Here is a 25,555-nt window from a genome sequence, read left to right on the forward strand (position 1 = left end):
CCGCAGGGCTGCTTCGCCCCCGGGGGGTTGCGCCTGCGCCCCCCCATCCATAACGCTTTCTGCATGAGACCCGAGGATATTCTGCCCACTTACGAACGTGTTGCGCGCGGCTATTCCGCCAGCCGCGACCGGACCCTGTTCGAACGGCGCTGGCTGGACCGCATGCTGAACTTCGCTCCGGGACGTCGCGTCCTCGATCTCGGCTGCGGCCCCGGACGCCCCATCGCCGAGTATCTCGTGGACCGCCGCTGCATGGTCACGGGCGTCGACGGTGCGCCCGCGATGGTGTCGCTGTTCCGCCAGAACTTGCCGCAGGCCGAATGCGTGCGCTCGGACATGCGCGGGCTAAACCTCGCCCGCCAGTTCGATGCGATCCTCGCGTGGGACAGCTTCTTCCACCTGTCGCCCGGCGACCAGCGCGAGATGTTCCCGACCTTCGCGGCCCATGCCGCGCCGCGCGCGGTGCTGATGTTCACCTCCGGTCCCGACGCGGGCGAACCCATCGGGCGGGTCGAGGGAGAGCCGGTCTACCACGCCAGCCTGGCGCCCGACGACTACCGTGCCTGCCTCGACGCGTCGGGCTTCGATGTGGTGGACTTCAAGCCCGAGGACCCGACCTGCGCCGGTCACACGATCTGGCTGGCGCGCAAGCGTCGCGACGCCAGCTAGGACTTTACTGCCGCAGCAAGGCAGCCTCCGCCGCATCCGCCGCGGCCCAGGCGATCAGCGCGTCGCGGATACCGTCCGCGGCATTGGCGCGCCACTCTTCCGACAGCAGGTTCTCGCGGTCGGTGTCGGACGACAGGAACCCCAGCTCGATCAGCACCGACGGGATGTCCGCCGCCTTCAGCACCGAGAACGACGCTTCCAGCCGGGGCCGCTTGTACAGCGGGCCGATGGTCTCACGCAGGCCCGCCACCAGGGCATCCGCCAGCCGGTCGGCGCGCGGCTGCGTCTCGGCGCGCGCCAGCTCCATCAGCACCTTCGCCACGCGGTCGTCGTGGTCGGTCAGGTCGACACCCGCCAACAGGTCGCCCCGGTCGTGTCGTTCGGCCAACTTCTCCGATGCGACGTCCGACGCGGTCTCGCTCAGCGTATAGACCGTCGCCCCCCGCGCACGGCCCTCGGCCAACGCATCCGCATGAAGCGAGATGAACACGTCCGCCCCGGCCATCCGCGCGATCGAGACGCGCATCTCCAGAGGCACGAAGATATCGTCGTCGCGGGTCATGTAGACCTCGAAACCTCCCGCGCGGCGCAGCACCTCGCGCAATTCGCGGGCGAATTGCAGCATCAGGTCCGCTTCGACGGTACCGTCCCGCTCGGCGCCGGGGTCGATGCCGCCGTGACCGGGGTCCAGCACCACGACCACCGGCCGTGTCCCGTCCTGCCTTCGGTGCGCCGGCTCCGGCGCGACGGCGGGATCGGGCAGCGCGAACAGCGCGCTCGGCGGCGCCCCGGCGGCGGCGGCGAACACGTCCTCGCTCACCGCTTCCAGCCGGACCGTCACGGCATTTGCCGCGCCGGTGTCCATCCACGCCTCGGCGACCGCCATCGGCGCGGCCAGTTCCACCACCATCCGCGACCAGCCCGGCCGGAACGGTCCCACCGAAACCGAAGCCACCGCCTCTGACCGGTCGAACGCGTCGGTGTCCAGCCCGGCCCAGTCCACGGTCGAGAAATCCAGCACCAGCCGCCGCGGCGCGTCCAGCGTGAACACGCGGTAAGGCACCGGCTGGCTAAGCGACAGCACCAAGTCCACCCCGGCCGCGGTGTCGGTCACCGACGAACCTGCGGCATCGACGCGCGCCAGTCCCGCAAGGTCCTGCCCCTGCGCCGCCACGCCCCAGAAGAGCGCACAGAATGCGATGAAAAGTCTGCTCATGATGCCTTCGCCGGTCTGCGCCGATTTGCGCGGGACCATACCGGCTTTCCCGCCGCACGGAAAGCGCCGAGCGCCATGCAACCGGTCCGCCTGCTTCTTCTCTTCCCAAGTACCTCGGGGGAGTCGCGCAGGGCGCGACGGGGGCAGCGCCCCCGCCACCGCGCGAGAGGCGGCGCTAGCGTGCGTCCATGAACGCCTTCAGCCGGGCCAGCCCCTCGCGGATATCCTCGGTCGAGCGCGCGTAAGAGAACCGCAGCGTGCCCGCGCCCCGATCCGCGTCGAAGTCCAGCCCCGGTGTCACCGCGACGCCCGCCTCGCGCAGGATCTCGGCTGCGAAGGCGCGGCTGTCCGTGGTCAGCGCCGACACGTCCGCGTAGACATAGAAGGCTCCGTCGGGCGGCGCGATCTCGGTAAAGCCTGCGGCGGGCAGGCCCTCCATCATCAGGCGGCGGTTCTCGGTATAGACCGCCATGTTCGCCTGCAACTCGTCCGTGCAGTCCATCGCGGCCAGCGCGGCGACCTGGCTGACGTGGGGGGCGCAGATGAACATGTTCTGCGCCAGCCGCTCGACGGTGCGGACGTGGCCCTCGGGCACCACCATCCAGCCCACCCGCCAGCCGGTCATGCTGAAGTATTTCGAGAACGAATTGATCACGTAGACGTCGTCCGAGATTTCCAGCGCCGTCACCGCTTTCCGTTCGTATTCGATGCCGTGATAGATCTCGTCCGAGATGAAGGCCGTCCCGTTCGCCTGCGCCGCCCCGATCAGCGCGGCCAGCGCATCGCGGTCCAGCATCGTGCCGGTCGGGTTGGCGGGCGAGGCGACCATCAGCCCGGCCAGATCCATCGGCAGGTCGCCCGGCACCGGTTGCAGCCGGTTCTCGGGCGCGGTCTCGATCATCACCGGGGTCAGTCCCAGCGCGGACAGGATATGGCGATACGACGGATAGCCGGGCGCACCGATCCCCACCTTGTCGCCGCTGTCGAACAGCGCCGAGAAGGCCAGCAGGAACGCACCCGACGAGCCTGCCGTCACCACCACCCGGGCCGGGTCCAGATCGACGCCGTACCAGTCCCGGTACAGTCCCGCGATCCGCGCCCTCAGCGCCGGCAGCCCAAGCGACACGGTATAGCCCAGCGGATCGTCGGCCATCGCCCTGGTCACCGCGGCGCGCGCGCCTGCGGGGGCAGGGGTGCCCGGCTGGCCCACTTCCATGTGGATGACGTGTTGCCCGGAAGCCTCGGCCTGCCGTGCCGCTTCCATCACATCCATCACAATGAAGGCATCGACCTCGCTGCGTCTTGAGTTCCGCATCCAGCCCTCTCTATGGTTTTGCGCAACGCAGGACCTGCACCCGGAGAGACGGACAGTCAATGGCGCGACACGTTCTGACGCGACTGCGCGCGGCGCTTCTCGTGCTGGCCTTTTCCGGCCTCGCGCTGCCCGCCGCTGCGCAGGGCCTGCTGCGCGATCCCGATATCGAGAACGCGCTGCACAAGCTGGCCGAGCCGCTGCTGACAGCCGCCGGCCTGCCGCCGTCGCAGGTGAAGGTGCTGGTGGTCGACGACGACCGCCTGAACGCCTTCGTGGTCGACAGCCGGCACATCCTGATCCATTCGGGCCTGATCCTGAAGGCGCAGCGCGCCGAAGAGCTTCAGGCCGTCATCGCCCACGAAATCGCTCATATCGCCAACGGCCACATCGCGCGGCGTCTGACCAATCTCGGCAACGCCAACACCGCGGCGCGGTTCGGGCTGGTAATGGCGCTGGCTTTAGGCGCGGCGACCGGCAGCGGCGAGGCCGCCGCCGGCATCGCGCTGGGCACCGGCAGTTCCGCCAACCGCGTCTTCCTGAGGCACACCCGCGCCGAAGAAGCGTCGGCCGACCAGTCGGCGCTGCGCTACATGGCGATGCGCAACATCGACCCGACCGCCATGGCGGATGTGCTGGAGTACTTCCGCGGGCAAGAGGTGCTGTCCGAGTACCGGCAGGACCCTTACGTCCGCTCGCATCCCCTAAGCCGCGACCGCATCCGCGCGGTCGAGGGCTACGCCGCCGCCTATGGACCCAAGGCCACCGACCACCCGCAGGCGCAGTACTGGTTCCTGCGGGCACAGGGCAAGCTGTCGGCCTTCATCCGCAAACCGGGCTGGACGCTGACCCGCGTGGGCAAGGACAATTCGGAACTCGGGTTGATGCGGCAGGCCATCGCCTTTCACCGCTCGGGCCGCCGCAGCGACGCGATGGCCGCGATGAACCGTCTGCTTTCGATGCGGAACGACGCCTATTACCTGGACCTTCTGGGTCAGATCCAGCTTGAAAGCCGCGATTTCGCCGGCGCCGCGCGCAGCTACGGCGCCGCCGCCAACGCCGCGCCCTCCGAGCCGCTGATCCTTGCGGGCTATGGCCGGGCGCTTGCCGCCTCGGGCCAGTATGCCGCGGCGCTGGGCCCGCTGGAACGGGCCCGCACCCGCGACGGCACCGACCCGCGCATGCTGCGCGACCTTGCCGTCGCCTACGCCAAAACCGGCAACAACGGCATGGCTTCGGCCGTGACCGCCGAACGCTATGCGGTTCTTGGGAACCTCAAGACCGCGATGATCCACGCCGAGCGCGCCTCGGCCCTTCTTCCCCGCGGCTCACCCGGATGGATCCGCGCCCAGGATGTGTTATCAGCGGCGCACGCCGCCGGAATTGAAAGAGGATAAGCCATATGAAAACCCGTCTTCCGCTGGTCGCCGCGATGGTCGCGATGACCGCCACGCCGCTGGCCGCATTCGACCTGTCCGAGATGACCGAGGAAGAGCGGATGATCTTCCGCTCCGAGGTCCGCAACTACCTGATGGACAACCCCGAAGTCCTGCTTGAAGCCATCAACGTGCTGGAACAGCGCCAAGCCGAGGCGCAGGCCGCCAATGACGTGGCGCTGGTCGAAACCAACAGCGACGAGTTGTTCGACGACGGTTATTCGTGGGTCGGCGGCAACCCCGACGGCGACATCACAATTGTCGAGTTCATGGACTACCGCTGCGGCTACTGCCGCAAGGCGCACCCCGAAGTCAGCGAGCTGATCGAAAGCGACGGCAACATCCGCTACATCGTCAAGGAATTCCCGATCCTCGGCGAGCAGTCCGTGCTTGCCTCGCGCTTCGCCATCGCGGTGAAATCGGTCGAGGGCGACGCGGCCTACGAGACCGTGCACGACCTGCTGATGACCATGCGCGGCGAAGTCACCGAAGAAGCGCTTTCGGCGATGTCCGAAGAGCAGGGCTATGACACGCCCGCCGTGTTCGACGCCATGAACAGCGCCGAGACCGAAGCGATCATCGCGCAGAACCGCGCGCTGGCGCAGCGCATGGCGATCAGCGGCACGCCGTCCTTCATCTTCGACTCCGAGATGGTGCGCGGCTATGTCCCGATCGACGGCATGCGCGAAATCCTCGCCGAGGTCCGGGCCGAGGGCTGATCCGCCCCGGTCCAATGCGGGCGTCCGATCACGCGGCGCTCGCGATCCGACAATGCTCACCGATACCGACTCCGCCCGCTATTGCGCCCGCCTCGGGCTCGAGACGCTTCCGCCCGCCACGCCCGAGGGGCTGGCGCAGTTGCAATCTGCGCAACTGGGCGCGCTGCCCTTTGAAGGCATCGAGCCCTTCCTTGGCATCACCCCGTCGCTGGACCCTGCCGACATCGCGGACAAGATCCTGCACCGGGGTCGGGGCGGCTACTGCTATGAACTGAACACGCTGTTCGGCGCGGCGCTGGCCCGCGCGGGCTTTGACGCCCGACGCGCGCTGGCGCGCGTGTTGCAACGCGATCCCGATCCCGGCGCGCGCAGCCACCTTGCTTGGATCGTCCGCATCGGCGGCAGCCGCTGGCTGGCCGACACCGGCTTTGGCGGGCCGGGCGCGCGGACCCCGATCGAGATCCGGCCCGGCGAACAGACCGCCGCGAACGGCACCTATCGGATGACCCGCAATGAAACGCTGGGCGAGGATGTGCTGGAACGGCTGACCCCGGATGGCTGGCAGAAGCTTTACAGTTTCGACGGCGCCTCGGTCACCGATGCCGAGGTCGAGGCCGCGAACTATGTCGCCGCCACGTGGCGCAACAGCGTCTTCCCGTGGAACCTGATGGCCGCCGGGTTCGACGGCGCGACGCGCATCGGCGTGTTCAACCGCAGCCTGACGGAAGAAACCCCCGACGCCGTCACCCGCCGCGACATCACGGATACTGCGGACCTCGGGCAGGTGCTTGGCCGGATCGGGCTGAACGCCGGACCCACGGTGCTGGAACAGGTCTGGCAACGGCTGGAGCATCCCGCACCGGTGCCCGCATGATCCGCGCCGCGGTGCTGTCCGGGGTGCTGCTGGCGGCAACCGCCACCGCCGCCCCGGCGCAGGACGTGCTGGACCGGCTCCGGTCGCTCGACACCGACGCGCCCACGCTCGACGACGCCTACGCGGAAGAGGCCGCCGCCGACCGCGACCTGATCGCAGAGGAGGCGCACACGCTATTCGACCCGGACCGTCCGACCATCGGCGCGGGCGACGGCCCGGTGCGCGCCGCCATGTTCACCGAGCCCGACTGCGCCGACTGCGGCCCGGCGGTCGAGGAACTGGGCGCGCTGGCGGACAAGCTGGGCATTCGCGTCGCCGTCATCGACGTCTCAGAGCCCGAGAACGCGGACCTGATGCGCCGCCTGACGCTGGACCTGCTGCCGTCCTACGTCTTGCCCGAAAGCCTGATCCGCGGCGCGATGCCCGCGATCGTGCTGGAACGCTACCTTTCCGAATAGCCGCGTCCGCCGCGTCGCGAGGATGTGTCGTCCGCCCGCGCCCGTGGTCTTGCCGCCGGGCGGCGCCGTTGGTATCACCGGCGCCTGAACAAGAGGTGGATCCATGCGCGCCGAAACCCAGAACGTTGTCGAAGAAATCCGCAAGTCGCTGGCCCTGCTGCGGCAGCGGATGGACTACGACACCGCCAGTCACCGGCTGGAGGAGTTCAACGCGCGCGTCGAGGACCCGACCCTGTGGGACGACCCCGAGAACGCGCAGAAACTCATGCGCGAGCGTCAGGCGCTGGTCGACCAGATGAAGACCTTCGAGGGCATCGAGACCGACCTCAACGACAACATCGAGCTTATCGAACTTGGCGAGATGGAAGAGGACGACGAAGTCGTGGCCGACGCCGAAGCCTCGCTGAAGGCGCTGCGCGACCGCGCCGCCCAGAAGGAACTCGAAGCGCTGCTCAACGGCGAGGCCGACGCCAACGACACCTTCCTTGAAATCAACGCGGGCGCCGGTGGCACCGAGGCCTGCGATTGGGCTCAGATGCTCCAGCGGATGTACGTGCGCTGGGCCGAGAAGCGCGGCTTCAAGGTGGAACTGCAGTCCGAGGAACCGGGCAGCGAGGCGGGCATCAAGTCGTGCTCGTACAAGATTTCCGGCCACAACGCCTATGGCTGGCTGAAGTCCGAAAGCGGCGTCCACCGGCTGGTGCGGATTTCCCCCTTCGGCAAGGGCACGCGCGAGACCTCTTTCGCGTCGGTCTGGGTTTATCCCGTGGTCGACGACAACATCGAGATCGAGGTGAACCCGGCGGATATCCGCATCGACACCTACCGGTCCTCGGGCGCGGGCGGTCAGCACGTGAACACCACCGACTCTGCCGTGCGGATCACCCACGCGCCCACCGGCATCGTGGTGACCTCGTCCGAGAAGTCGCAGCACCAGAACCGCGACATCGCGATGAAGGCCCTGAAATCGCGCCTGTACCAGATGGAACTGGACAAGCGGAACGCCGCGATCACCGAGGCGCATGAAAACAAGGGCTCTGCCGGCTGGGGCAACCAGATCCGGTCCTACGTGCTTCAGCCCTATCAGATGGTGAAGGATCTGCGGACCAGCCACGAGACCTCTGACACCTCCGGCGTGCTGGACGGCGACCTCGACGCCTTCATGGCGGCGACGCTGGCCATGGACGTTTCGGGCAAAAGCCGGGCCGAGGCCACCGCCGAGGATTGACGTCCCCGATCACCGGAACACGAAAGCAAAGCGCCGAGGTCTCTCCGGCGCTTTCTTCTTGCCCGGCCCGGACATACGCGATCCCGGCCCCGCATTTTCCCCGCAATTGACGCGCTGCGTCTTTTGTCCCGCCCGGCAAGGCGTTAGCCATGGTGCCGTGGACCATCGGGAGAGCGCGGAATGAACGAAGTGCTGGATCTGACGCTGGCGGACCTGACCGAGCGTCTGGCGGCAAGGGCGCTGTCGGCGCGCGAGGTGATGACCGCCGTGCTGGACCGGATCGACGCGGTGAACGGCCGGGTGAACGCTGTCGTCTCGCTGAGGGACCGCGCCGACCTGATGGCCGAGGCTGCCGAGGTGGACGCGGGTCCGTGGCGCGGGCCGCTGCATGGGGTGCCGATCGCAGTGAAGGACCTTGTCGAGGTGAAGGGCATCCGCTCGACCCACGGCTCGCCGATGTTCGCCGACCACGTGCCCGAGGCGGACGAGGTGCTTGCTGCGCGGCTGCGCGCGGCGGGCGCGATCCTGATCGGCAAGACGAACGTACCAGAGTTCGGGCTAGGCTCGCACTCTTACAACCCGATCTTCGGCGTCACGCGGAACCCCTATGATCTCTCCCGCACGGCTGGCGGATCCTCGGGCGGGGCTGGCGCGGCGCTTGCCTGCCGGATGGCGTGGGTCGCAGACGGCTCGGACGCGATGGGCAGCCTGCGCAACCCGGCGGGCTGGAACAACGTCTACGGCCATCGTCCCACGGTCGGGCTGGTGCCGGGGGACGGGCAGGGCGAGTTGTTCCTGCACCCGTTGGCCACGCTGGGGCCGATGGCCCGCAACCCGCGCGACCTTGCCGCGTTGCTCGAGGTGCTGGCGGGGCCCGAGCCGGGCCAGCCCGGCGGCGCGTCCTTCGTGGCGGGCAAGCTGAACGACGACATCGCCGGCAAGCGGATCGGTTGGCTGGGCGACTGGGGTGGCGCATGGCCGACCGAGCCGGGCATCCTCGACCTTTGCCGCAAGGCGCTGACGACGTTCGAGGATCTCGGCTGCACCGTGGAAGAGATCGCGCCACCGTTCCCGGCCGCGAAGCTGTGGGACAGCTGGACGACCCTGCGCAGCTGGGCGGCGGCGGGCGCGCACGCGGCAGCCTACGCCGACCCCGAGAAACGCGCGATGTACAAACCCGCGATGCTCTGGGAGATCGAGCGTGGCCGTGCCCTGACCAATGAACAGATCCTTGCGGCCAGCGCGATCCGCTCTGACTGGTTCCGCGCCGCGTCAGAGGTGTTCGCCACCTACGACGCCGTTGCTTTGCCGACCGCACAACTGTGGCCCTTCCCGGCGGAATGGGACTGGCCGAAAGAGATCGCGGGCACGCCGACGGACACCTACCACCGCTGGATGGAATGCGTCATTCCGGCAAGCCTGATCGGACTGCCCTGCACCGCGATGCCTGCGGGGTTCGGGGCAGGGGGGCTGCCGATGGGCGTGCAACTCGCCGGACCGCGCGGCGCAGACGGCGCTCTTCTGAACCTCGCCGCCGCCTACCACGACGCGACCCGCTGGCCCGAGACGCGCCCGCCCAATCTCTGACGCTCCATTCTGAACCGCGAATACATCTTTTCCGCGTGGATCGGTCATGCTCTGTTCACGGGAACGGGAGGTGCCGATGGTCGAGATAAGCGAACCGTCCCCGCTGCCGCAGGTCGGCCGGGTGACGCTTGCAGAGATACTGGTGTCGCTGGGCTGCGGCTGGCGGGATTTCCGCGCCGCCCCGGCCTTCGGGCTGTTCTTCGGCGGGGTCTATGCGCTGGTGGGGCTGGTGCTGGTGCTGCTGGGGGCGGGCAACTGGACGTGGACGCTGGTCCTGTCTTTGGGTTTCCCGCTGGTCGCGCCCTTCGCGGCGGTCGGGCTGTACGAGGTGTCCCGCAGGCTGGAGGACGGCGAGTCGCTGACATGGTCCGCCGTGCTGGGTGTGGTCGCGCGCGAACGCAACCGGCAGATCCCGTGGGCGGGCGCGATCATCGTGATCTACTTCCTGTTCTGGTCCTTTCTCGCCCACATGCTGTTCGCGCTGTTCATGGGCCCCTCGGCGCTGATGAACGTGTCGACATCGTGGGACAGCTTCCTGACGCCCACCGGCCTGACCATGATCGGCGTCGAACTGGTGGTGGGCGGCGTGGCGGCCTTCGTGCTGTTCGCCCTGACCGTGGTCAGCCTGCCGCTGCTGCTGGAGAAAGAGATCGACTTCATCTCGGCCATGCTGCTCAGCTTCCGCTGCACCTTGGCGAACCTGCCGGTGATGCTGGTCTGGGCCGCGATCATCGCGCTTCTGCTGTTCGTCGGGATGCTGCCGTGGTTTCTTGGGCTGTTCGTTGTCCTGCCGGTGCTTGGGCATGCGACGTGGCACCTGTACCGCCGCGCGCTGTACGACCCGCTGCCCTAGACTAGCGGCGCAGGCCGATCCACGCGACGGCGGCTGACGCGGCGGCCATCGCGGCGGTGGTCCACGCGATCACCGCGAAGGCGGTTCCGCTTGCCGTGACATGGGCGGGGTCGGCCAGCGTATCGCCATAGCTCGCGGGCCCACCGGCCGCGCCGTAGGCCAGCGCGGCGACGCTGCCCATCGCGGCGACGGCCACCAGACCGGCCACCCGCGACACCGCGTTGTTCACGCCAGAGGCGGCGCCCGTGTTGCCCTCGGCCACGCCCCGCATCACCGCTGTCGACAACGGGGCCACGACCAGCGACATGCCGAACCCCATCAGCGCCATCAGCGGCAGCAGCGTCGTCCAGAAGTCCCGCCAGCCCACGGTCAGGGCCAGCCCGGCATAGGCCAGGGCTACCAGCGCAGACCCGGCAGCGATGGGGCGGGCTGGGCCATACCGATCCGACAGCCGGCCGGCGGTGGCGGACATCAGCGGGATGAAGACCGACAGCGGCGCGAAAGCGATCGTGGCGATCAACTCGGTGATGCCCCATGCCGCGATCAGCAGCATCGGCAGGAAGAAGGTGATCGCGGACAGCGAGAAGTACAGGAAGAACGTCAGCACGTTCGCAGCCGAGAAACTGTGGTTGCGGAACAGCGCGAGGTCGAGCATCGGGGCAGGGCTTCGCGCCTCGACCCGCAGGAACGCGGCCAGCGCCAGCAAGCCCGCGGCAGCCAGGCCAATGCGAAGGGGCAAGTCGCCGCCGGCGGTCAGCGACAGTGCCAGCAGTCCAAGCCCCGCCACGGCCAGCGCCGCGCCGGGTATGTCGAGGCGGTGACCCGCGTGGCCCGGATCGTCAGCGACCGCGCGGCGGATCATCCAGATCGCCGCAAGCCCCAGCGGCAGATTGACCGCAAAAATCGCCCGCCAGAACTCTGGCCCTCCGAAAGACAGCGCCGCACCGCCGATGATGGGACCGGCGGCGGTGGTCAGCGACGACGCGGCCGCCCAGATACCGATGGCACGGCCCCGTTCGGCCTCGGGGTAGGCGCGGGCGATCAGGGCAAGGCTGCCCGGGATCATCAGCGCCGCGCCACAGCCCTGCACCGTGCGGGCCGCGATCAGCCAACCGGCGGTGGGGGCGGCGGCGCACAGAAGCGAGGCTGCGACAAACAGCGCGATGCCGATGCTGAACACCCTCGCCAGCCCGAAGCGGTCTCCTGCGCCGCCGCCGACGAGGATCAGCGCCGACAGGGCCAGCATGTAGGCGTTGGAAATCCACTGCGCCTGCGGCAGCGACGCGCCCAGCGTCTCGCGCATTGCGGGGATGGCGATCGACACGACAGAACCGTCGATGAAGCCCAGCGCCGATGCAAGAATGCAGGCGGCCAGCAGCAGCGGGCGCCGCCCGGCCGGGCAAAACCCCCGAACGAAATCGGGCGCCGCAGGGGTCTGCGGCGCCCGTATCTCTGGTGCGCTGTCGCTCAAGGTGCCGACGTCAGCCGTTGGCGTTGGCCGACTGCTGCTTTTGCGGCGCGGCCTGCGGCTTGGCGCCGTCCTTGGCCAGCGGATCGTCGCGACGCTGCACGGAACCCTCGAAGTGGGCGCCGGATTCGATCGCGATGGTCTTGTGGATGATGTCGCCTTCCACGCGGGCGGTGGAGGTCAGGCGCACTTTCAGACCGCGGACGCGGCCGATGATGCGACCGTTGACCACGACGTCATCGGCGACCACCTCGCCCTTGACGGTGGCGCCTTCGCCGACGGTCAGGAGGTGGGCGCGAATGTCGCCTTCGACATTGCCTTCGATCTGCACGTCGCCGGTCGTCTTGATGTTGCCGACGATGGTCAGGTCCTGCGACAGGGTCGACGCCGGCGGTTTCGCCTTGGGCGCGGGAGGCGCAGAGAAGTCGGTGGAAGAGGGGCGGGACGGTGCCGGTGCCTCGGAGGAGGCGGGTTTCGCCGCCTGGTCTTCGGCCGGCTTCGATCCGGGCTCGTTGATTCGGCTCTTAGAAAACATCTCTCGCTGCCTTGATATAGGTCATCGGGTTGACGGGCTTGCCGCCGATCCGCACTTCGTAGTGGAGGTGAGTGCCTGTCGACCGGCCGGTGTTCCCCATATCACCGATCCGATCCCCGCGCGAGACCCTATCCCCGACGTTCACGCGAATCTTGCTCATGTGGGCATAGCGCGTCTCGATCCCGAACTCGTGCTGGATCTTGACCAGTCGGCCATAGCCGGACTGCCAGTCCGCGTGGATCACCACGCCGTCGGCGGTCGCATAGATCGGGGTGCCGTGGGCGCCGGCGAAATCGGTGCCTTCGTGCATCCGGCCCCAGCGCATGCCAAAGCCCGAGGTGAACCGGAACGAGTCCTTGATCGGAATGGCGAAGGGGGTCTTTTCCAGCGCGATGCGGTACAGGTTCATCCGGTCAAGCTGGCTGAGGATCGAATTGGCGCGGATGCTGTCGGCGTCCGGCGCTTCGTCTTTGGTCGAGAAGGTCAGCGGCGTCAGCGGGCCGCCCTGGCCGGAATAGCCGCGGCGCACTGTCTCGAGGATCGAGTCCGCCGACAGGCCGGCCGACGAGAAGATGCCGTCCAGCGGTTCCAGCGAGATCGACACGGCGTCCTCGAGCTGGGTGAAGATGCGGTCGTTGCGCTCTTCCATCAGGCGGCGTTCGTATTCCATGTCGGCGACGGTCGTCTTCGCCTCGGCGGCGATCATCGCCATCGTGTCCCGCTCGGTCGCGGCGTCGTTCAGCGCGGCGGTCAGGAAGTCGAGCGTGGTTTCGTCGTCTTCGGTGCTGTGGCCGCGGTTCTCGGCGACCACGCCGTCAAGCCGGGCCAGCGCGGCGACCGTTTCCTCGCGCGCGGCGTCGCGTTCCTTCATGGTGCGGCGCAGCGTGGTCTGGATCACGTCGATGCCGGTTTCCAGTTCCTTGCGGCGATCCTCGGAATCGAGAAGGGCCGACTGCATCTCGGAAATCTGTTCCAGCGCGGCGGTAAAGCGTTCCTGCGCTGCTGCGGCTTCCTCGGCGCGGCGGTCGCGTTCTTCCGAAAGCGCGGCAAGGCGAGTCTCGTAAAGGGTCCGTTCACGTTCGGCCTGGTCGCGAAGCGAGCCAGAGCCGACGCTGTCCATCAGGATGATCGCGGTGGCGACGATGGCCCAGCCCACGAAGATCGCGCATCCCGACCAGGCGATGGCCTGCGTCGGTGCGCTGAGACGGATGAACTTGGTGTCGGTTTCGGAGCGGAGAAAGATGCGCTGTTCCGGAAATGCACGTTCCAGACCTGCGCGCAGCTTATGCCCGATCCCATAAAGCGATTGCACTGTCCCGTTTCCCCGTTTCTTGATACGGCACAATCCCCCGGTCAGCCGCACTGGAACGTGCCTAGCCGAGACAGGAATCTAGGGCAACAACTGTTCACAACTTGCTAAGAACACGGGGGGATTCTGCCGTTAACCGGCGAAAAACCGCCGACTTTTGGGTGCCCCAGCGTCACATCGCCTTGGCCGCGGCAAGCACATCCGACACGTGACCGGCGACCTTCACCTTGTTCCAAACGTGATGGACGGTGCCTTTTTGGTCGATCAGGAAGGTGGTCCGCTCGATCCCCATGAACTTGCGGCCATACATGCTTTTTTCGACCCAGGTGCCGTAGGTTTCGCACACATCGTCCTCGGTATCGGACAGCAGCGTAATGCCAAGATCGTGCTTTTCCCGGAACTTGTCGTGCTTAGCTACAGTGTCCTTGCTGATCCCCAGCACGGTGCATCCCGCCGCCTTGAACGCGTCTGACGCTTCCGTGAAGTCCAGCGCCTCTCGGGTGCAGCCAGAGGTATCGTCCTTGGGATAGAAATAAAGTACGACGGGACCACCTTGCAGGTCGGAGAGAGTGACCTTGCCGCCGCCATCGCGGGGAAGGGTGAAGTCGGGGGCGGTCTGGCCTTTTTCAATCATTTTGTCGCTCCTTCTCTGAGTGTAATGCGGAAGCGTGGGTTTTGGTTCAGTTCTAGCCCGGTTCGGGCCAAGATAAAGACAGGCAGAGCGAATTGCCGGTGACCGGAGGCAGATGAGCGACACGGCTGCAGAAAAGCCACGCCCGAGGCGCGGGCGCCGCCGGCGTGCCGGGCTTCTGGTGCTGCTCAGCGTTGCCGTCCTGTCCGTTTTCGGGGGTCTCGGGTTTCTGGCCGTTACCGGCATTCCGCTGACCGCGCCCGACTGGGTGACGCGCGAGGTCGAGGAACGGTTGAACGCCGAGATCGACACCGGCCGCGTCTCGCTGGGCGGCATCTCGGTCGGCGTCGACAGCGCGATGGTGCCGCGCATCCGTCTGCGCAACGTGGGCCTGATCGACGGTCGCGGGCTAGAGATCGCGCGCCTGAACGAGGTCAGCGCCCGGCTTACCGCACCCGCGCTGCTGCAAGGCTCGGTCCAGATGTCGTCGCTTCGGGTCTCCGGCGCGCAGATCACCGTGCGGCGTCTGTCGGACGGCACCTTCGACCTCAGCTTCGGCGAGGGACTGGGCGCTTCGGGAACGCTTGCGGGCGTGCTGGACAGCATCGACGCGGCCTTTGAAATGCCGCCCCTGTCCGGAATGGAGCGGATCGAGGCGAACCAGTTGACGATCACGCTGGAAGACGCCCGGTCCGGGCGGCTGTGGCAGGTGACCGAAGGGCGCATCGTGCTGGACCTCGGACCCAACAGCCTTGGCCTGACCGTCACCGCCGACGTGTTCAACGGGACCGAGGATCTGGCGACGCTTGTGCTTGCGATGCAGACGGAAAAGGGCTCGTCGCAGGCCAGTCTGGACGCCGTGTTCGAGAATGCGGCCACCGCCGATATTGCGGCCCAGTCTCCGGCGCTGGCCTTCCTCGAGGTGCTGGACGCGCCGATTGCCGGGGCGCTCAGCGCGCAGATCGGGCCCGACGGGCAGATGACCGGGCTTGAGGGCGCGCTGGACATCGGCGGCGGCGTTCTTCAGCCGACGCCCGAGACCGAGCCGATCCGGTTCGACGGCGCGTCCGGTCGGATCGCCTACGATGCCGGACGTCAGCAGATCCGAGTCGAGGATCTGGAGATCAAGACCGCCGCCGGGCAGGGACGGGCCGAGGGGCACGCCTTTCTGCGCGACATCAAGAACGGTTGGCCGGAAACCATGGTCGGACAGTACCGCCTGACCGATGTCGTGGTGCAGCCCGAGGGATTGTTTCCGGAACCGGTTCAATTCGCAGAGGGCGCCATCGACTTCCGTATGCGGCTTGACCCGTTCTCGGTCGAGATCGGGCAGCTTTCGCTGATCGATGAGGATCGCCGCATCCACGGTTACGGCGACGTTCGGGCCACGCGAAGCGGCTGGGACGCGGCGCTGGACCTTGAACTTGAACCCATCGGGCTGGACCGGCTACTTGCGATCTGGCCCGTGTCCGTCGCGCCGAAGCCGCGCGAATGGCTCGAGAAGAACGTCTTCTCCGGGACCGTCGCCGACATGGTCGCCGCGTTGCGGGTGAACCCCGAGACGCCCAAGGGCATGTTCTCGATCAGTTTCAGCTTTCTGGACGCCGAGCTTAAACCGATGAAGACGCTGCCGCCGATCACCGGCGCGTCCGGATACGCCAGCCTTGTCGGTCAGACCTTTACCGCCACGCTGGAAACGGGACAGGTCGAAGCGCCGCAAGGCGGGACGATTGACGTGACCGGGACATCGTTCAAGGTGCCGGACGTGTCGCGCAAACCGGGGCGGGGCGAGGTCACGCTTCAGACCGAAAGCGGCATCGAAGCGGCGCTGTCGCTTTTGGACCTGCCGCCGTTCAGGCTGATGACCAAGGCCGACAAGCCGCCCGACATCGTGCAGGGCCGTGCCGAGACCACCACCGAAATCAGCTTCGATCTGGTCAAGAAGCTGGATGTCGAGGATGTCGACTACAACGCCGCCGCGACGCTGACTGAAGTGTTCTCGGCCACGCTCATCCCCGGCCGCGAGCTTCGCGCCGACCGCCTTGAACTGCGGGCCAACCCCGGCGGCGTGGCGATCACCGGCGAAGGTTATCTCGGGCAGGTGCCCGCGAACGTGGTGTGGTCACAGCAGTTTGGCCCGGACCACGCGGGCGAAAGCCGGGTCGAGGGGACGGTGCAGCTTGGTCAGGCCTTTCTTGACGAATTAGGCATCGGTCTGCCTCCGAACACCGTCTCGGGCGATGGCGTCGGCTCGATCACGGTTGACCTGAAGAAGGACGAGCCCGCGACCTTCCGCCTTGTGTCCGACCTGAACCGGATGGGGCTGCGGATCGACGCTCTGGGGTGGAGCAAGGCGTTGAACCGCACCGGCAAGCTGGAGGTTGCGGGCACGCTGGGCGAGACGCCGGGCATCGACCAGCTTGTGCTTGAAGCCCCCGGGCTGTCGCTGAGCGGTGTGATCGACCTTGGCCCCGAGGGCGGATTGCAAACCGCCTATTTCGACCGGGTGCGCGTCGGCAACTGGCTGGACGGCCCCGTGACCCTGACGGGCCGAGGGGCGGGGCGACCGCCCGGCGTGACGATGACACGCGGCACGGTCGACCTGCGGCAGGCCAGCCTCGGCGGCTCCGGCGGTGGAGGAGGCGGTGGCGGCGGAGGCCGCGAGGGTTCGCCGCTGAGCCTGCAGCTTGATCGGCTCATCGTGTCAGAGGGCATCGCGTTCACCGGGTTCATCGGCCAGTTCCGCAACCGGGGCGGGCTGGACGGACGGTTCACCGCCCAGATCAACGGCGGCGCAACCGTGAACGGCAACGTGGTCCCCACGCCGTCGGGGGCGGCGATCCGGCTGATCTCTGAAGACGCGGGCGGCGCGCTGGCCTCGGCCGGAGTCCTCAAGACCGCGCGCGGCGGCAAGCTGGACCTGACGCTGAACCCGACCGGGCAAGAGGGCGTCTACGACGGGTTCCTGCGAGTTCGGAACACCCGCATCGTCGATGCGCCCGCGATGACCGATCTGCTGTCCGCGATCTCGATCGTCGGGCTGATCGACCAGTTCAACACAGGCGGCATCACCTTTACCGAGGTCGATGCCGAGTTCCGCCTGACCCCTTCGCGACTGACGCTGCTGCGCTCCAGCGGCGTGGGCCCGTCGCTGGGCCTGTCGCTGGACGGCATCTTCGACCTCGCCAGCGGTCGGCTCGACATGCAGGGCGTCGTCTCGCCCGTCTATTTCCTGAACGGCATCGGGCAGGTGTTCTCGCGCAAGGGCGAGGGCGTGTTCGGTTTCGCCTTCCGCATGCGCGGCGACGCGCGCAGCCCCAGCGTTTCGGTGAACCCGCTGTCGATCCTGACCCCCGGCATGTTCCGCGACATTTTCCGCAGGCCGCCGCCGACACAATAGCCTTTGTCCGCATTTCCATGCCGGAAGCACGATCACCCGTTGCGGCGGACCCTCGCGGGGACTAAGTGCCCCGGCCATGAAACTTTCGGATTTCGACTTCGACCTGCCCGACGACCTGATCGCGACCCGCCCCGCGCGGCCGCGGTCTTCGGCGCGCCTGCTGGTGGCTGGCCCGGACTGGACCGAAGACGGGCATGTCTACGACCTGACCAGGTGGCTGCAACCCGGCGACCGGCTGGTGCTGAACGACACCAAGGTCATCCCGGCGCGCCTGTTCGGCGCCCGCACCCGCGAAACCGGGCAGGGGCCCGCCACCGCGAAGATCGAGGCGACGCTGGTCGAACCCACCCCGTCGGGCACGTGGCAGGCGCTGATCAAACCGCTGCGCAAGGTGGCCGAGGGCGAAGAGATCACCTTCTCCGACACGCTGTCCGCACGGTTGGTCACCAAGGGCGAAGGCATGGGCGAACTGGCCTTCAACCTGTCCGGCGACGACTTCGACGCCGCGCTGGCCGAGGCGGGCGCGATGCCGCTGCCGCCCTACATCGCCGCCAAGCGCCCGGCGGACGAGGCCGACCGCGAGGATTACCAGACCGTCTGGGCCGAACGCTCGGGCGCCGTCGCCGCGCCAACCGCTTCGCTGCATTTCGACGAACCGCTTCTGGCCGCGCTGGTCGAACGGGGCGTCGAATTCACCCACGTTACGCTTCACGTCGGTGCGGGCACCTTTCTGCCGGTGAAGGTCGACGACGTCAGCCAGCACAAGATGCATGCCGAATGGGGCGAGGTTTCGGAAAAGGCCGCCGCCGAGATCGCCGCGACAAAGGCCGCCGGCGGTCGCGTCATCCCCGTGGGAACCACGGCGCTGCGGCTGATCGAAACGGCGGCCCGCGACACCGGCGCCATCGCGCCATGGACCGGCGACACCGACATCTTCATCCGTCCCGGCTTTGACTTCCGCGTGGCCGATGCGCTGATGACCAACTTCCACCTTCCGAAATCAACTCTCCTGATGCTGGTGTCCGCCCTGATGGGCCGCGACCGCATACTGGACATCTACGACCACGCCGTGCGAGGCGGGTACCGTTTCTTTTCCTACGGCGATGCATCCCTGCTGTTGCCCGTAGGCGGAAAACGACCCGATTGAGTCGGTCTTGGACCGGACCCGGCAAAGGGGTCCGTCCTAGTCCGGGGCACGAGTACGAGGAAAGGGCAGCCATGAAACAGGTACTGTCGAGCTCCTGGGCATTGATGCTCGGGATCGGACTGCTGATGATCGGTAACGGCCTGCAGTCGACATTGATGGGTGTGCGCGGCTCGCTGGAAGGCTTCACCACCTTCGAGCTGTCGGTGCTGACCTCGTCCTATTTCGCCGGCTTCCTCGGCGGTTCGCGCGCGACGCCCGAACTGATCCGCCGCGTCGGCCACGTCCGCGTCTTCGCGGCGCTGGGCTCTTTCGTGTCCGCGGTGCTGGTGCTGTTCCCCGTGGTGACCGAGCCCTGGGCCTGGACCGTGCTGCGCTTCGTCATCGGCTTCTGTTTCTCGGGCGTCTACGTCACCTCGGAAAGCTGGCTGAACAACACCGCGACGAACGAGACGCGCGGCCAGACGCTGTCGCTGTACATGATCGTGCAGATGGCGGGCATCGTGGCGGCGCAGATGATCCTTGCCGTCGGCGACCCTTCGGGCTTCGTGATCTTCATCATCCCGTCGGTCCTCGTGTCGATATCCTTCGCACCGATCCTGCTGTCGGTCTCGCCGACTCCTGCCTTCGATTCGTCCAAATCCATGAAACTCACGGAATTGTTTCGGACTTCGCCACTAAGTTTTACCGGCATGACGATCATGGGCGGCGTCTTCGCGGCCACCTACGGGATGTCGTCGGTCTACGCGGCCGAGATCGGGCTCAGCGTCCAGCAGATCTCGCTGTTCATCGCCGCCTTCTTCGTCGGCCCGCTCGTGATGCAATACCCCATCGGCTACATCTCGGACCGCATGGACCGCCGCCAGTTGATCATGGCCGTCGCGCTGATCGGCGGCCTGTCCGCCATTCTGGGCTATTTCCTCGCCGGCAGCTTCGTCGCGCTTCTGGTCGTGGCCTTCATCCTCGGCGGAAGCGCCAACCCGCTGTATTCGCTGCTGATCGCCTACCTGAACGACTATCTCCAGCCCGAGGACATGGCCGCCGCCAGCGGCGGTCTGATGTTCGTGAACGGTGTGGGCGCCATCGCCGGCCCGCTGGTCACCGGCTGGCTGATGGGCACATTCGGCAGCCATGCCTTCTGGCTGTTCATCGCCACGCTGATGCTGACGCTGACGGCTTATTCGCTTTACCGGATGACCCAGCGCGCCGCGATCCCGGTGGACGAAACCGCAGCCTATGTCGGCGTTATGCCCACCGCTTCTCCCGTTGCGGTTGAAGCCGCACAGGAATGGGCAATCGAACAGAGTGAGGCGGCAGAGGAACACGAGTGACGGGTAGGGGAATGCCTACTTGTCAGCTTGTGAAGAATTTGTAACCGTTTGATTGTCTGGTGGGAAATACCTGGTGAGGAGGTGCCTATGGCGACCCCTGAAGACATTCTGGCCTTTTGGCTGGACGAGATCGGACCCAAGGGCTGGTACGCTGGCGGCGAAGACCTGGACGCGGAGATCCGCGATCGCTTCGAGGCAGAGTGGAACCGCACGATGGATGGCTCGAACGCGCTTTGGCTGACCTACGCCAGCGGCGCACTGGCCTACATCATCCTTGTCGACCAGTTCCCCCGCAACATGTTCCGCGACAGCGGCAAGGCCTTCGCCAGCGACGCCATCGGCCTTGCGGCGGCGAAGCTGTCGATCGCGCATGGCTTCGACATGAAGATCGACGAACCGGCGCGGCAGTTCTTCTACCTGCCGCTGATGCATTCGGAATGCCTGTCGGATCAGGACCGCTGCGTGCGCCTGATGAAGACGCGGATGCCCGAAACCGGCGCCGAGAACCTGCGGCACGCCAAGGCGCACCGCGAAGTGATCCGCCGCTTCGGCCGCTTCCCCTATCGCAACGACGCGCTGTCCCGCTCGACCACCGGGCCCGAGGCCGCCTTCGTCGATCAGGGCGGCTACCGCGTCGCGCTGGACAGCGTAAGCGCCTGACAAAACCCGTACATCGTCGGGAACTTTAACTCCTGTTCACTGTTGGGTGAGCAGGAGGTTTCGTTATGTCACGCATGACACCATGGACCGTCGCGCTTCTGGCCGGGCTGGCCATTACGGCGACATATCCGCTTGTTCCTGCCGGGGCAGCGGGTTTCGGGTCCGGAGTGTTTCCCGAATGGCTCATTCCCGTGGGATATTTCCTGTCCGGCGTGGGTGCCGCGGGATTATGCCTTGCCTGGGTCGCCAATCGCGGTGTTAAACATAACTGAACTAGAACAAGGTACGAAGGCCGGCAGAGCCTCAAGTGCCCGAGCAGAAGGTTGCCGCAATGAAGAACGTGTTCACCTGGACGATGGTGCTGGTCCTTGGTCTGTCCGCGCTGATCGCTTATCCCTCGCTGGCCGAGGCCGGTGACGGCGCCCCGATCGCCGCCGCGAAACTTCTGGTTCCCTTCGGTTTCCTCGCCGCCATGACCGGCGCCATCGGTCTTTTCATGACCTGGTGCCTGCAACAGGGCGCCAGCGCCGACTGATCGGCCCCCGACATTGCCACTGTGTAAAAAGAGCCTGCCTTCGCGGGCTCTTTTGCTATGGTAGCCATGCGTTGCAGGAAACCCGGACCTGAGGGGCAGGGCGTTGGAATGTTGCGCTGCATGCGATATGTGAAGATTGTTCAACGTTAAACAAATGCGGGTGGAGGAGCACATGGCCGCCAAATCCTATGACATGATCGTAATCGGTGCCGGGCCGGGTGGCTACGTCGCCGCGATCCGCGGCGCTCAGCTTGGCCAGAAGGTCGCCATCGTCGAGCGCGAGCACCTTGGCGGCATCTGCCTGAACTGGGGCTGCATCCCGACAAAGGCGATGCTGCGCTCGGCAGAAGTTTTCCACCTGATGGAACGCGCCGCCGATTTCGGGCTGAAGGCCGACAGCATCGGCTACGACCTCGACGCCGTGGTCAAGCGTTCGCGCAAGGTCGCGGGCCAGCTTTCGGGCGGCGTGAAAGGCCTGATGAAGAAGAACAAGATCGACGTCGTGATGGGCGCGGCCAAGCTGGCCGGCAAGGGCAAGGTCTCGGTCAAGACCGACGGCGGCACCGAGGAACTGACCGCGAAGAACATCGTGCTGGCCACCGGCGCCCGCGCCCGCGAGCTTCCGGGGCTCGAGGCGGACGGCGAGAATGTCTGGACCTACAAGCACGCGCTCCAGCCCGCCCGCATGCCGAAGAAGCTGCTGGTCATCGGCTCCGGCGCCATCGGCATCGAGTTCGCCAGCTTCTACAACACGCTGGGCGCCGATACGACGGTGGTCGAGGTGATGGAGCGGATCCTGCCTGTCGAGGACGCCGAGATTTCCAAATTCGCCAAGAAGCAGTTCGAAAAGCAGGGCATGAAGATCATGGAGAAAGCCATGGTCAAACAGCTCGACCGCGGTAAGGGCAAGGTGACCGCCCATATCGAACAAGGTGGCAAAACTGAAAAGATCGACTTCGATACGGTCATTTCCGCCGTCGGAATTGTTGGAAATGTGGAAGGCCTCGGCCTTGAAGAGATCGGCGTGAAAGTCGACCGCACCCACGTCGTCGTTGATGAATACTGCCGCACCGGCGTCGACGGGCTTTACGCCATCGGCGACATCGCGGGCGCGCCGTGGCTTGCCCACAAGGCCAGCCACGAGGGCGTCATGGTCGCCGAACTGATCGCCGGCAAGAACCATGTTCACCCGGTCCGCCCCGAAAGCATCGCCGGCTGCACCTACTGCCAGCCGCAGGTCGCGTCGGTTGGCTATACCGAGGCGAAGGCCAAGGAACTGGGCTACAAGGTCAAGGTCGGCCGCTTCCCGTTCATCGGCAACGGCAAGGCCATCGCGCTGGGCGAGCCCGAGGGAATGATCAAAACCATCTTCGACGAGAAAACCGGCGAGCTTCTGGGCGCCCACATGGTCGGCGCGGAAGTCACCGAGCTGATCCAGGGTTACGTTGTGGGCCGCCAGCTCGAGACCACCGAGGAAGACCTGATGGAAACCGTCTTCCCGCACCCGACGCTGTCGGAAATGATGCACGAGTCGGTGCTGGACGCCTACGACCGCGTGATCCACATCTGATCCCGCAAAACCATCGCAAAACACCGCAAGGGCCGGCGCAAAAAACGCCGGCCCTTTCGCGTCTCCGCAGCTTCTTCTCTTCCGAAATACCTCGGGGGAGCCGCGCAGCGGCGGGGGCAGAGCCCCCTCTACGTCAGCAGCCGCGACGCCTCTTTCCGGGCAAAGGGCTTCATCCGCTCGCCATGGGCGTCCAGGAACGCCCGCACCCGTGCGGGGTCATGCTTCGACAGATCGCGCAGCCACCAGGCCACGGCCTTCTGAATGAACCACTCCGGGTCGTCGACATAGCCCGCCGCCCAGCCCAGCACCCGGTCGCGCGCGGCCTCCTCTTCGCGCTTCGGATGGTTCTGTTTCGTCCACGGCAGCGTCATCACCAGCGCCGCGCGCCGGGTCCACAGGTGCTCTGACCGCGTCCAGCCCTCTACCTCGTCCAGCCGCGAGGGGTCGGCCACAAGCCGTTTCTGCCCGGCGATGGACGCATGATCCGCCACCGCCCAGGCATCGAAGGTCGGCACCCACGACGCAATCAGCCGCCACGCGCCGTCGTCCGAGGGTCGGATCCGCGCCTGTGTCAGCAGCTTCGCCGCCGCGATCCGGGCCTCGTGAATATCCGTATCCCAAAGCCCCGACGCCAGCGCCAGCCGTTCGTCCAGCGTCACCGACGCACGCCACGCTTTCGCCAGCGCGTCGATGTCGGGGTTCGCCACCCCCAGATAGACGCGCGGCACCTTGTGATAGGCCGCCATCTCGGCCGCCTTGCCGGGCTGGGCCCGGTCGCGCAGCGCCGCGACGGCCTCGTCCGGCGTCATTCCACCGTCACGGATTTCGCAAGGTTCCTTGGCTGGTCCACGTCCGTGCCCTTGGCGACCGCCGCGTGATAAGCAAGCAGTTGCGCCGGCAGGGCATACAGGATCGGCTCGAACAGGGCAGGGCACTCTGGCATCACCAGCGTGCGCCACGTGCCGTCCTCGGCCACCGTCGCGCCCTCGCGGTCGGTGATCAGAAGCACCTTTCCGCCCCGCGCCATGACCTCTTGCATGTTCGACACCGTCTTGTCGAACAGGTCGTCGCGCGGCGCCATGACGATCACCGGCACCGTCTTGTCGATCAGCGCGATGGGCCCGTGCTTCAACTCGCCCGAGGCATAGCCCTCGGCGTGGATATAGCTGATTTCCTTCAGCTTCAGCGCACCTTCCAGCGCCAGCGGGTACATCCGCCCACGGCCAAGAAACAGGACGTCTTGCGCCTCGGCCACCGCGCGGGCGGCGGCGGCGATTTCATCCGCCTGACCCAGCGCGTGGTTCAGCCGTCCCGGCAGCGATTTCAGCTCGGTCAGGTGCGCCGCCAGCGCATCGCCGCTCAGACGCCCCTTGGCCCGCGCCGCCTTCAGCGCCATCAGCGCCAGAACCGTCAACTGGCAGGTGAACGCCTTGGTCGAGGCGACGCCGATCTCTGCCCCCGCAAGGATCGGCAGGTTGACGTCCGCCTCGCGTGCGATGGAACTGGTCTCGACATTGGTCACTGCCGCGATCTGCGCCTTGTCCGCGCAATAGCGCAGCGCGGCCAGCGTGTCGGCGGTCTCGCCCGACTGGCTGACGAAGACGGCCAGCGTGTTCGCCCCGATCGGCGGCTCGCGATAGCGGAACTCGGATGCGATATCGACTTCCACTGGGATGCCGGCGACCTGCTCGAACCAGTATTTCGCGGTCAGGCAGGCGTAGAAGGCGGTGCCGCAGGCGACCATGACGATCCGGTCGAGGCGGGCAAAGTCCAGATCCTTCGGCAGCGCGACGTCGCCGTCGGTGATGTAATGCCGCAGCGCCTCGCCAATCACGGTGGGCTGCTCGGCGATTTCCTTCGCCATGAAATGCTTGTGGCCGCCCTTGTCGATATGGGCGGAATCGATCTGGATCGTGCGGACTGCCCGGTTGGCGCGGGTGCCGCGCGCGTCGAAGATCTCGACGCTGTCGCGGGTCAGAACGGCGCGGTCGCCTTCTTCCAGATAGGTGATCTGATCGGTCATCGGCGCCAGCGCAATGGCGTCAGAGCCGACGAAGACCTCGCCCGCGCCATGGCCGATGGCCAGCGGAGAGCCCTTGCGCGCCGCGATCAGCAGGTTGTCCTCGCCCTCGAACAGGAAGCACAGGGCAAACGCGCCTTCCAGCCGGGCGATGGCCTGTTCGGCGGCGTCGCGGGGGGCCAGTCCCTGATCGAGGAAGGACTTGGTCAGGGCGACGATGGTCTCTGTGTCGGTCTCGGTCTCGAACACCTCGCCCTTCGCCCGCAGTTCCTCGCGCAACTCGCGGAAGTTCTCGATGATCCCGTTGTGGACGACGGCGACCGGCCCGGCGCGGTGGGGGTGGGCGTTGGTGACGGTGGGCGCACCATGGGTGGCCCAGCGGGTGTGCCCGATCCCGGCCTTGCCGGTCAGCGGTTCGTGGACCAGCAAGTCCGACAGGTTCACCAGCTTGCCCACGGCGCGGCGGCGATCCAGATGCGCGGCGGCGTCGACGGTGGCGATACCCGCACTGTCATAGCCACGGTATTCCAGTCTTTTCAAAGCCTCGACCAGCAGCGGTGCCGCCTCGTGCTTTCCAAGTACCCCTACAATTCCGCACAT

The 25,555-nt window shown here is 66.8% G+C and carries 23 protein-coding genes; 15 read left to right on the plus strand and 8 right to left on the minus strand.

From position 1 onward, the window contains the following. The first annotated feature begins 63 nt into the window (after window positions 1-63). On the plus strand, window positions 64-669 hold the full coding sequence (locus ACP156_RS16795; protein WP_425052511.1) for a class I SAM-dependent methyltransferase: 606 nt from the start codon (window positions 64-66) through the stop codon (window positions 667-669). A gap of 4 nt (window positions 670-673) precedes the next feature. On the opposite strand, the gene ACP156_RS16800 is transcribed toward ACP156_RS16795, so the two are convergent. Together ACP156_RS16800 and ACP156_RS16805 are read right to left on the minus strand one after the other, a co-directional pair. Beyond that, on the minus strand, window positions 674-1,885 hold the full coding sequence (locus tag ACP156_RS16800) for an N-acetylmuramoyl-L-alanine amidase (RefSeq protein ID WP_425052512.1): 1,212 nt from the start codon (window positions 1,883-1,885) through the stop codon (window positions 674-676). A gap of 175 nt (window positions 1,886-2,060) precedes the next feature. Next, window positions 2,061-3,200 carry a pyridoxal phosphate-dependent aminotransferase gene (locus ACP156_RS16805; RefSeq protein WP_425052513.1) on the minus strand — a complete coding sequence of 380 codons (1,140 nt, stop codon included), beginning with the start codon at window positions 3,198-3,200 and terminating at the stop codon, window positions 2,061-2,063. Between the two features lie 59 nt (window positions 3,201-3,259). Here ACP156_RS16805 and ACP156_RS16810 point away from each other — a divergent pair, with 59 nt between their 5' ends. The 7 genes from ACP156_RS16810 to ACP156_RS16840 all read left to right on the plus strand — a co-directional run bounded on the left by ACP156_RS16810 (window position 3,260) and on the right by ACP156_RS16840 (window position 10,352). Further along, a complete protein-coding gene (locus ACP156_RS16810; RefSeq protein WP_425052514.1) occupies window positions 3,260-4,594 on the plus strand; it encodes a M48 family metalloprotease in 1,335 nt (444 codons plus the stop codon). Between the two features lie 5 nt (window positions 4,595-4,599). After that, entirely contained in the window at window positions 4,600-5,352 is a 753-nt protein-coding gene (locus ACP156_RS16815; protein ID WP_425052515.1) for a DsbA family protein, read from the plus strand. Window positions 5,353-5,404: 52 nt separating this feature from the next. After that, window positions 5,405-6,226 (plus strand): arylamine N-acetyltransferase family protein, encoded by an 822-nt coding sequence (locus ACP156_RS16820; protein ID WP_425052516.1) that lies wholly within the window; start codon window positions 5,405-5,407, stop codon window positions 6,224-6,226. Beyond that, a complete protein-coding gene (locus tag ACP156_RS16825) occupies window positions 6,223-6,684 on the plus strand; it encodes a hypothetical protein (protein ID WP_425052517.1) in 462 nt (153 codons plus the stop codon). Before ACP156_RS16820 ends, ACP156_RS16825 begins: the two co-directional genes overlap by 4 nt. 103 nt (window positions 6,685-6,787) lie before the next feature. Beyond that, window positions 6,788-7,912, plus strand: a complete 1,125-nt coding sequence (prfB, locus tag ACP156_RS16830; RefSeq protein ID WP_425052518.1) for a peptide chain release factor 2 — start codon at window positions 6,788-6,790, stop codon at window positions 7,910-7,912. A 180-nt stretch (window positions 7,913-8,092) separates the two neighbouring features. Then, window positions 8,093-9,499 (plus strand): amidase, encoded by a 1,407-nt coding sequence (locus ACP156_RS16835; RefSeq protein ID WP_425052519.1) that lies wholly within the window; start codon window positions 8,093-8,095, stop codon window positions 9,497-9,499. Window positions 9,500-9,575: 76 nt separating this feature from the next. Next, the gene (locus ACP156_RS16840) at window positions 9,576-10,352 is read left to right on the plus strand and encodes a DUF2189 domain-containing protein (RefSeq protein ID WP_425052520.1); all 777 of its coding nucleotides are present in this window, start codon (window positions 9,576-9,578) and stop codon (window positions 10,350-10,352) included. A gap of 1 nt (window position 10,353) precedes the next feature. On the opposite strand, the gene ACP156_RS16845 is transcribed toward ACP156_RS16840, so the two are convergent. From ACP156_RS16845 to bcp, 4 genes are all read right to left on the minus strand, one after another. Then, window positions 10,354-11,823: an MFS transporter gene (locus tag ACP156_RS16845; RefSeq protein ID WP_425052521.1), complete on the minus strand. Its 1,470-nt coding sequence runs from the start codon at window positions 11,821-11,823 to the stop codon at window positions 10,354-10,356. A 10-nt stretch (window positions 11,824-11,833) separates the two neighbouring features. Next, on the minus strand, window positions 11,834-12,355 hold the full coding sequence (locus tag ACP156_RS16850; protein WP_425052522.1) for a bactofilin family protein: 522 nt from the start codon (window positions 12,353-12,355) through the stop codon (window positions 11,834-11,836). Continuing rightward, window positions 12,345-13,667 (minus strand): DUF5930 domain-containing protein, encoded by a 1,323-nt coding sequence (locus ACP156_RS16855; RefSeq protein ID WP_425052523.1) that lies wholly within the window; start codon window positions 13,665-13,667, stop codon window positions 12,345-12,347. The genes ACP156_RS16850 and ACP156_RS16855 overlap by 11 nt, the downstream gene beginning before the upstream one ends. A gap of 169 nt (window positions 13,668-13,836) precedes the next feature. Then, the gene (gene bcp, locus ACP156_RS16860) at window positions 13,837-14,298 is read right to left on the minus strand and encodes a thioredoxin-dependent thiol peroxidase (protein WP_425052524.1); all 462 of its coding nucleotides are present in this window, start codon (window positions 14,296-14,298) and stop codon (window positions 13,837-13,839) included. Window positions 14,299-14,410: 112 nt separating this feature from the next. On the opposite strand from bcp, the gene ACP156_RS16865 reads away from it, so the two are divergent. From ACP156_RS16865 to lpdA, 7 genes are all read left to right on the plus strand, one after another. Next, window positions 14,411-17,695 carry a hypothetical protein gene (locus ACP156_RS16865; RefSeq protein ID WP_425052525.1) on the plus strand — a complete coding sequence of 1,095 codons (3,285 nt, stop codon included), beginning with the start codon at window positions 14,411-14,413 and terminating at the stop codon, window positions 17,693-17,695. Between the two features lie 76 nt (window positions 17,696-17,771). Then, window positions 17,772-18,842, plus strand: a complete 1,071-nt coding sequence (gene queA, locus ACP156_RS16870) for a tRNA preQ1(34) S-adenosylmethionine ribosyltransferase-isomerase QueA (protein WP_425052526.1) — start codon at window positions 17,772-17,774, stop codon at window positions 18,840-18,842. 71 nt (window positions 18,843-18,913) lie between these two features. Beyond that, window positions 18,914-20,170, plus strand: a complete 1,257-nt coding sequence (locus ACP156_RS16875) for an MFS transporter (protein WP_425052527.1) — start codon at window positions 18,914-18,916, stop codon at window positions 20,168-20,170. Between the two features lie 87 nt (window positions 20,171-20,257). Continuing rightward, on the plus strand, window positions 20,258-20,830 hold the full coding sequence (locus ACP156_RS16880) for a DUF924 family protein (RefSeq protein WP_425052528.1): 573 nt from the start codon (window positions 20,258-20,260) through the stop codon (window positions 20,828-20,830). A 65-nt stretch (window positions 20,831-20,895) separates the two neighbouring features. Further along, window positions 20,896-21,102, plus strand: coding sequence for a hypothetical protein (locus ACP156_RS16885; protein ID WP_425052529.1), 207 nt, complete (start codon window positions 20,896-20,898; stop codon window positions 21,100-21,102). Window positions 21,103-21,161: 59 nt separating this feature from the next. Then, complete coding sequence (locus ACP156_RS16890; RefSeq protein ID WP_425052530.1) at window positions 21,162-21,365, plus strand: hypothetical protein; 204 nt, start codon at window positions 21,162-21,164, stop codon at window positions 21,363-21,365. A gap of 172 nt (window positions 21,366-21,537) precedes the next feature. Beyond that, window positions 21,538-22,935 (plus strand): dihydrolipoyl dehydrogenase, encoded by a 1,398-nt coding sequence (lpdA, locus tag ACP156_RS16895; RefSeq protein WP_425052531.1) that lies wholly within the window; start codon window positions 21,538-21,540, stop codon window positions 22,933-22,935. A 128-nt stretch (window positions 22,936-23,063) separates the two neighbouring features. Here the strand turns inward: lpdA and ACP156_RS16900 are convergent, their stop codons facing one another. Together ACP156_RS16900 and glmS are read right to left on the minus strand one after the other, a co-directional pair. Next, complete coding sequence (locus ACP156_RS16900; protein WP_425052532.1) at window positions 23,064-23,744, minus strand: DNA alkylation repair protein; 681 nt, start codon at window positions 23,742-23,744, stop codon at window positions 23,064-23,066. Continuing rightward, complete coding sequence (glmS, locus tag ACP156_RS16905; protein WP_425052533.1) at window positions 23,741-25,555, minus strand: glutamine--fructose-6-phosphate transaminase (isomerizing); 1,815 nt, start codon at window positions 25,553-25,555, stop codon at window positions 23,741-23,743. Before glmS ends, ACP156_RS16900 begins: the two co-directional genes overlap by 4 nt.

The organism is Psychromarinibacter sp. S121, from assembly GCF_049801035.1.
Classification (GTDB): domain Bacteria; phylum Pseudomonadota; class Alphaproteobacteria; order Rhodobacterales; family Rhodobacteraceae; genus Psychromarinibacter.

What these genes read in the sequence shown, in the direction of transcription:
- ACP156_RS16795 (WP_425052511.1), top strand. Translation starts at nt 64, where the DNA reads ATGAGACCCGAGGATATTCTGCCCACTTACGAACGTGTTGCGCGCGGC.
- ACP156_RS16800 (WP_425052512.1), bottom strand. Translation starts at nt 1,885, where the DNA reads ATGAGCAGACTTTTCATCGCATTCTGTGCGCTCTTCTGGGGCGTGGCG.
- ACP156_RS16805 (WP_425052513.1), bottom strand. Translation starts at nt 3,200, where the DNA reads ATGCGGAACTCAAGACGCAGCGAGGTCGATGCCTTCATTGTGATGGAT.
- ACP156_RS16810 (WP_425052514.1), top strand. Translation starts at nt 3,260, where the DNA reads ATGGCGCGACACGTTCTGACGCGACTGCGCGCGGCGCTTCTCGTGCTG.
- ACP156_RS16815 (WP_425052515.1), top strand. Translation starts at nt 4,600, where the DNA reads ATGAAAACCCGTCTTCCGCTGGTCGCCGCGATGGTCGCGATGACCGCC.
- ACP156_RS16820 (WP_425052516.1), top strand. Translation starts at nt 5,405, where the DNA reads ATGCTCACCGATACCGACTCCGCCCGCTATTGCGCCCGCCTCGGGCTC.
- ACP156_RS16825 (WP_425052517.1), top strand. Translation starts at nt 6,223, where the DNA reads ATGATCCGCGCCGCGGTGCTGTCCGGGGTGCTGCTGGCGGCAACCGCC.
- prfB (WP_425052518.1), top strand. Translation starts at nt 6,788, where the DNA reads ATGCGCGCCGAAACCCAGAACGTTGTCGAAGAAATCCGCAAGTCGCTG.
- ACP156_RS16835 (WP_425052519.1), top strand. Translation starts at nt 8,093, where the DNA reads ATGAACGAAGTGCTGGATCTGACGCTGGCGGACCTGACCGAGCGTCTG.
- ACP156_RS16840 (WP_425052520.1), top strand. Translation starts at nt 9,576, where the DNA reads ATGGTCGAGATAAGCGAACCGTCCCCGCTGCCGCAGGTCGGCCGGGTG.
- ACP156_RS16850 (WP_425052522.1), bottom strand. Translation starts at nt 12,355, where the DNA reads ATGTTTTCTAAGAGCCGAATCAACGAGCCCGGATCGAAGCCGGCCGAA.
- bcp (WP_425052524.1), bottom strand. Translation starts at nt 14,298, where the DNA reads ATGATTGAAAAAGGCCAGACCGCCCCCGACTTCACCCTTCCCCGCGAT.
- ACP156_RS16865 (WP_425052525.1), top strand. Translation starts at nt 14,411, where the DNA reads ATGAGCGACACGGCTGCAGAAAAGCCACGCCCGAGGCGCGGGCGCCGC.
- queA (WP_425052526.1), top strand. Translation starts at nt 17,772, where the DNA reads ATGAAACTTTCGGATTTCGACTTCGACCTGCCCGACGACCTGATCGCG.
- ACP156_RS16875 (WP_425052527.1), top strand. Translation starts at nt 18,914, where the DNA reads ATGAAACAGGTACTGTCGAGCTCCTGGGCATTGATGCTCGGGATCGGA.
- ACP156_RS16880 (WP_425052528.1), top strand. Translation starts at nt 20,258, where the DNA reads ATGGCGACCCCTGAAGACATTCTGGCCTTTTGGCTGGACGAGATCGGA.
- ACP156_RS16885 (WP_425052529.1), top strand. Translation starts at nt 20,896, where the DNA reads ATGTCACGCATGACACCATGGACCGTCGCGCTTCTGGCCGGGCTGGCC.
- ACP156_RS16890 (WP_425052530.1), top strand. Translation starts at nt 21,162, where the DNA reads ATGAAGAACGTGTTCACCTGGACGATGGTGCTGGTCCTTGGTCTGTCC.
- lpdA (WP_425052531.1), top strand. Translation starts at nt 21,538, where the DNA reads ATGGCCGCCAAATCCTATGACATGATCGTAATCGGTGCCGGGCCGGGT.
- ACP156_RS16900 (WP_425052532.1), bottom strand. Translation starts at nt 23,744, where the DNA reads ATGACGCCGGACGAGGCCGTCGCGGCGCTGCGCGACCGGGCCCAGCCC.
- glmS (WP_425052533.1), bottom strand. Translation starts at nt 25,555, where the DNA reads ATGTGCGGAATTGTAGGGGTACTTGGAAAGCACGAGGCGGCACCGCTG.